Origin of the sequence: Streptomyces sp. NPDC017943, from assembly GCF_044328425.1 — a bacterium.
Lineage (GTDB): Bacteria > Actinomycetota > Actinomycetes > Streptomycetales > Streptomycetaceae > Streptomyces > Streptomyces djakartensis_A.
The window spans coordinates 1-5,608 of record NZ_JBIRHH010000047.1; the positions used below are offsets into that span (position 1 = coordinate 1).

Genomic DNA, 5,608 nt, shown 5'->3' on the forward strand with positions numbered 1-5,608 from the left:
GCCCAGATCCCATGAGCCCGGCACTGGCACCGCAACCACCCGACACAGCAAGCAGACCAAACACACCGCCCAGATACTCAGCTCCAGATAAAGGGTCTGCGGGCTCACGATGAAGAGGCTGTGGAATTGCTGGCGATTCCGCAGGAGCCGCAGAAGGACGTGGCGCAGCCGTCGATCTATATCGGTCCGCCGCCTGAGGATGGTGAGGAAGAATCCCGTCTGTTGCTGCGTTTTGCGGCTCCGCGTGATCCGGTGATGGTCGCGGAGTGGGTGTCGTTCAACGTGATCGACACGGAGAAGCAGGACTGGGCGCGCGGCTGGGTGGCGCTCAAGAAGTTCGCGGGGCGGGAGGGTCACGCCCGGGTGCCGTACGGGCACAGGGAGGGCGTCTACCCGCTGGGGCAGTGGGTGGCGGAGCAGCGGCGGGCTTTCGGGGCGGGGCAGATGAGCGGCCTGCGCGCCCGCCGGCTCGAACAGCTCGGCATGGTCTGGTCGCTGGCGGATGAGCGGTTCCAGGAGAACCTGGAGGCCGCGAAGGCGTACTACGAGCAGCACTGGACGCTGTGCGCGCCCCGCACCGCCACCATGCTGGACAAGCCGATCGGACAGTGGCTGTCTAACCTCCGCCGTCCCGGTGCGCTGGACGGGCACTCCGAGTGGAAGGCGGCGCTGGAGGCCGTGGACGAGCACTGGAACCCGTCGTGGCCGGCGGACTGGCAACGGCACTACGCCGCGCTGCGCGAACTGGTCGGCGAGGAGGACCAGGTCGACGTCAGCCCTGGTGTCACCGTCCACGGGATGGACGTCGGACGGTTCCTCGCGAAGAACCGCCAGCACACCGTCTGGACGAGCCTGATGGACGGGCAGCGCCAGCTCCTGGAGGCCATCGGCGTCACGCCTCTGCCGCCGGAGCCGGAAGCACCCGCCAAAACCCTTACGACGGCTTCCAGCGCCTTCGAGCGGGGCGTTGCGGCCCTGGCGCAGTACAAGACCCGTACCGGCTCTGTGAGGGTGCCCAGGGGTCACGTGGAACGGCTGGAGGACGGGTTGGAGGTGAAGCTGGGGGTGTTTCTCTCGAACGCCAAGTCGAGGCGCGGGAAGCTGATCGCCGACAAGCTCGCCGCACTCGCCGGCCTTGGGCTGGAGTGGGCGGCAGAGGAAGGGACGGTGTGACGGCACCAGTCGCATCCTGAGTCCTGCCCATGGGCAGCGACGCTCAGCACCAGCCGCCACCGCCACCGCCACTTGCGCGGATACGGCAGCAACAGCCCGGACCCCGCCGACACACATCCCCACCCCCATAAGCCCAACCAACCCCGGACACGGGGCAGGCACCCCACGACAGCTCTCTCGCGGCCGGATGAACCAGCAGATGAGGAACGGGTCGTACGGCCTGCGTTCCGCAGAGTGCAGCGTCCCGATCGTCCCGTCTGACTTCACGAACCCGGCCGGGAACGAGTACGACCACCGCGTGAACACCGGCTGGTGCGCGGACCAACGAAAGGCGCGAGCCCTGCCGCTCCGGCCGGACCAGAGCAGGGGCCAGGCGCTGCAGGGAAGTACCACACCAACACGGTCGGCGCAGACGGCGTCACCGGGGTACCGAGATGCCGGGGCGGGCGGCGGGATGCCGGGCAGCTCCATCCGCGCGCGGGCAGCACCCGGGCCACGCAGGCAAGACAGGGGCCGGGCCCGGCCGCCCCCCGGGCGAGGGTGAACCGGCAGATCACAGACGGCCGTAGATACAGAAAGGCCAGAAGGGGCGGACACCGCACAGCCCGCCCCAGCCCCTTCTTCCGTATCCGTTCACAGTCTGGAGCCGCTGGTGTCCACTCCCCCTCAGTTCCCCTACAACACCCGCACGCCCCGTCTCCAGTACTACCGTGGCTTATCGGAAGCCACCGACACGACGATGAACGACACCGACACCGACACCGACACGTCCCACCCTCCGTACTCCCGTGGTCCTTCACAAGCACCATCGGCAGCGAGCAGCTACGACTTCCGCGCCGCCGCGATGAGGGACGACAACGAAGCGTTTAGCCCTCCGTATGACCGCGGCGTCTCACAAGCACCATCACAAGCACCATCACAAGCACCATCGGAAGCATCATCGGACGCGGACAGCGACTTCCTCGCCCGCGACATGATGAACCACACCAACGCGTACGGCCCTTCGTATTCCCGTAGTCCCTCACAAGCACCGTCAAAGGGTGGGGACTCGCTGTTCGGTTCGGCTCACCCCTCCCCCCTCCCGTACCCGACGGGTGCGCGCGGGCCCTCCGCAACGCGGTCTTCCCGAACGCCGTCCACCCCACACTTCCGCCCCTACAACCCCATGCACGGGCGGACCCGGTCCGTCACCCCCGCCAATTCACCCTTCGGCAGCACTCCCGCCGACTCACGATCCAGCACTCCAACTCCCGCCGATGCACGATCCAGCACCGCCGGCCCATCCTTCCGCACTCCCCCGGTAGCACCCGGGCTCCACGGCCTGGCTCTCCCGCCCCTGCCACCCCCACAACCCAGAACAGCCCCCGGAAGCCTCCCCAACCCCACACACACCGCATACCCTGCCGCCGGCCCCACACCCCGCCCACCAGCAGGCCCGGCCCACACCCCCGCCCCTCCCCCACGACAACCCAGCGTCATCGACGTCGACATGTTCGACGCCATGTACATCCCCCGCGAAACCAGCAATGAAATGCCACCAGAACTCCACGCCGTCAAGGACCTACCCTTCCACGGCCACAAAGCCCCCTACGCCCCCTTCGTCCGCTCCGGGCTCTCCCTCTTCGTTGTCACAACACACAAAAAGTTCCGCGAAGACCTCCTCGAGAAACTCGCCGCCCCGGTCAACTGGGGCGTGACCTACGCCCAGGTCCACCACTACGCCCAAACCAAAGGAGTCAACCTCACCCCACACGACATCAACGAACTCCGCCAACACTCCGCCAAGCCCATCGCCGACGCACAAACCCAAGCCGCAGCCCAAGCCCGAGCCCGGGCCGAGGCCTACCCACAAGCCCGAGCCCGAGCCGAGACGGAAACCCGAGCTAACGCTCAGGCACCAGCCCGAGCCAGGGCAGCACAGAATGGTGGCGAGAGTGCGCAGCCGAAGCGCATCAGGCGCACACCCGAGGAATGGGCGGCCGCAATCCAAGGTCTACTCGAAAGGGACATAACCGACAGCTACAAGAAACCCTGCCTCCCCGCACAAGACGTGAGGGTGGGCGGGGTCCCCATCGGCGCCCGTCTGTACGATGCGGCGGCACGCAAGAACAAAAACGGCAATCCGCATACCGTTCTGTCAGATGAGGAGGCCGAGGCGCTGCGGGCCAAACGTCTGGGGCCTTTCCTCGTCAAAGTGGTCGGCGGATACGGTTTGGTCAGAAATCCCGTGCAACGGGATGCCGGGGCTCTGCACCAGGGGGCAGTGCCCTCGCGGGAATTGGACGGCTCCCGCGCCACATCCGCACTCCCGACCCGGAACACAACTCGGCCCGGCACCGAGCCAACAGTTTCCCAGCCACAGCCCCCGTCACTCTGGCACACCACGGCATCCACCTCGCACTCCCACCACCCCATGCCCCTCACCATGACAGCAGCCGCCGGCCAAACCCCACCCGGACCCGCCCACCCACACCACCACACACCCCAGCCAGCCGAATCCACCCACACCACACACGACCTCAACGACCTCCGCAACCATCACACCCAAACCACCCCCCAAGCCCAGGCCCCAGCAGAGGCAGCACCGAATGATGGTGCGGGTCCGCGTCGGACGCGCGTGAACCGCACGGCCGACGAATGGGCGGCCGCGATACGGGGCCTGTCCAGAGACGACATCACCGACGACGACGGAAATCTCTGTCTCCCCAGCAACCGCGTAATGGTGGGGGAAGCTCCCGTCGGCAGGCATCTATACAATGCGACACTGAAGAAGGACGGCACTGTTTCTGTGGTGCTGAGCCCTGCGGAGTGCAATGAGCTGCGGGAGAAGGGGCTGGATAGTTTCCTCGTCGACGTAAACGGCGGAGGGGTACTCAACGGAGGTACGGATACACGACGGAAGTCCGTCAGACGCACGGGCGCGGAATGGGCGGACGCGATACGGCGCATTCCCCGGGAACACATCACCGACAAGTTCGAGAACCCCCGCCTCCCCCCAGACACATTGAAGGTGGGTGACATTGCCGTCGGCCTTCATCTGCTTAATGCGACAAGGAGGAAGGCAGACGGCACTCCGGGTGTTTTTCTAAAAGATGAGGAGTGCGAGGCGCTGCATAAGGTGAAGCTGGGAGGTTTCCTCGTGAAGGTGAAGGGCAAATGGGCGTTGGACAGGAATTCTGTGCAACGCGGTGCCGAGCCCTCGCCCCAGGGGGCGGGACCCTCGCGGGCACAGAGCGGCTCCCGCGCCGCCGCTGTGTTCCCGACCGGGAGCACAGTTCTGCCCGGCACAGAAACGTCAGCTTCCCTGCCACAGCCCCCCTCCGGCCGGCACACCACAGCATCCACCTCCACGGCATCCACCTCGTACTCCCACCACCCCATGCCCCTCACCGTGGCAGCAGCCGCCGGCCAAACCCCACCCGGCCCCGCCCACCCACACCCACACCACCCCACAAACCAACACCCCACACCCCAACCCACCGGACACACCCACACCACCCCCAACCAAGGACCAAGCCGCCGGTAAACAGCCCCCCTCCCCCAACCCGCCATGACAACGCAACCCCCACAGCTCACCCCAGGAGAGGTGAAGAGGCATTGAGCAACGGCGCCCGGGGCTGCGCAGTCACTGCGCGGCGAGGTCGGCGAGGGTGCGCACCAGGTGCTGGCGTCCGGCGCGGATCATGAAGCCTCCAGAGTCCGGCGAACTACCGGCAGTTCATCAGCGCCTGATTGGAATCCTCGGCTGCCGTCCAGCCGTGCTCTTGCCGGAGCGCGCACGGGAAGGCTGTACTGGTAGCTAGACCGGCCTGGAGGAAAACGGACGTCACCGTGATCATCGGCCTTCTCGAAAAAGCGCCTATACCGGGTGCGCGAGCCGTTCCGAAGAACCGTCACCGAGACGCTTCTTCGGAACGGCGACTTCTGCCCCACACATCACAAACCGGCCGTGACCTGCGCTTCCAAGGATTCCAATCAGGCACTGAAGGTCCCGGCGCACCACCCGGTGTAAGGAGGCCAGGGAGGGCACGTCGTCCCCGGCCGCCTTCAGATGCCGGTGCAGCACCGACACGTTCCCACCCGCCTGAGCCAGTACCTCCCACGCCTGGTCGGACAACTCCAACCGGGCCCGAGGCCTGCGCTCCACACGACCCTCAGCCCGCGCAGCCTCCAGCCACCGCCACACCGTCCGCGCAGTCACCCCACCGACCTGCGCGCCCGCACGCACATGCGCCGTGGTCAACGCCCCGGCCGCATCGAGCTCCAGCAGCCGTGCCACCAGCACCGGCCTGGACACCCTCAACCCCGCCGTGATCTCACCCCACACGCCCGGCTCGCTTAGTGCCTGACGCTGTCGGGGATCTTGAAAATCGGAGTCGTCCAGCGTGATCGACATGCTGATGAAGCGATCCGTTTCCCCTGTTCAGAGCTTCAC

Annotated in this window: 2 protein-coding genes; one reads left to right on the forward strand and one right to left on the reverse strand. The window is 66.7% G+C overall.

What is annotated here, in order from left to right; all coding sequences use genetic code 11:
- The first annotated feature begins 120 nt into the window (after positions 1 to 120).
- Positions 121 to 1,173: a helicase associated domain-containing protein gene (locus tag ACH4C6_RS35685; protein ID WP_398112756.1), complete on the forward strand. Its 1,053-nt coding sequence runs from the start codon at positions 121 to 123 to the stop codon at positions 1,171 to 1,173.
- A gap of 3,859 nt (positions 1,174 to 5,032) precedes the next feature.
- On the opposite strand, the gene ACH4C6_RS35690 is transcribed toward ACH4C6_RS35685, so the two are convergent.
- Entirely contained in the window at positions 5,033 to 5,569 is a 537-nt protein-coding gene (locus ACH4C6_RS35690) for a hypothetical protein (RefSeq protein WP_398112757.1), read from the reverse strand.
- Positions 5,570 to 5,608 lie beyond the last annotated feature (39 nt).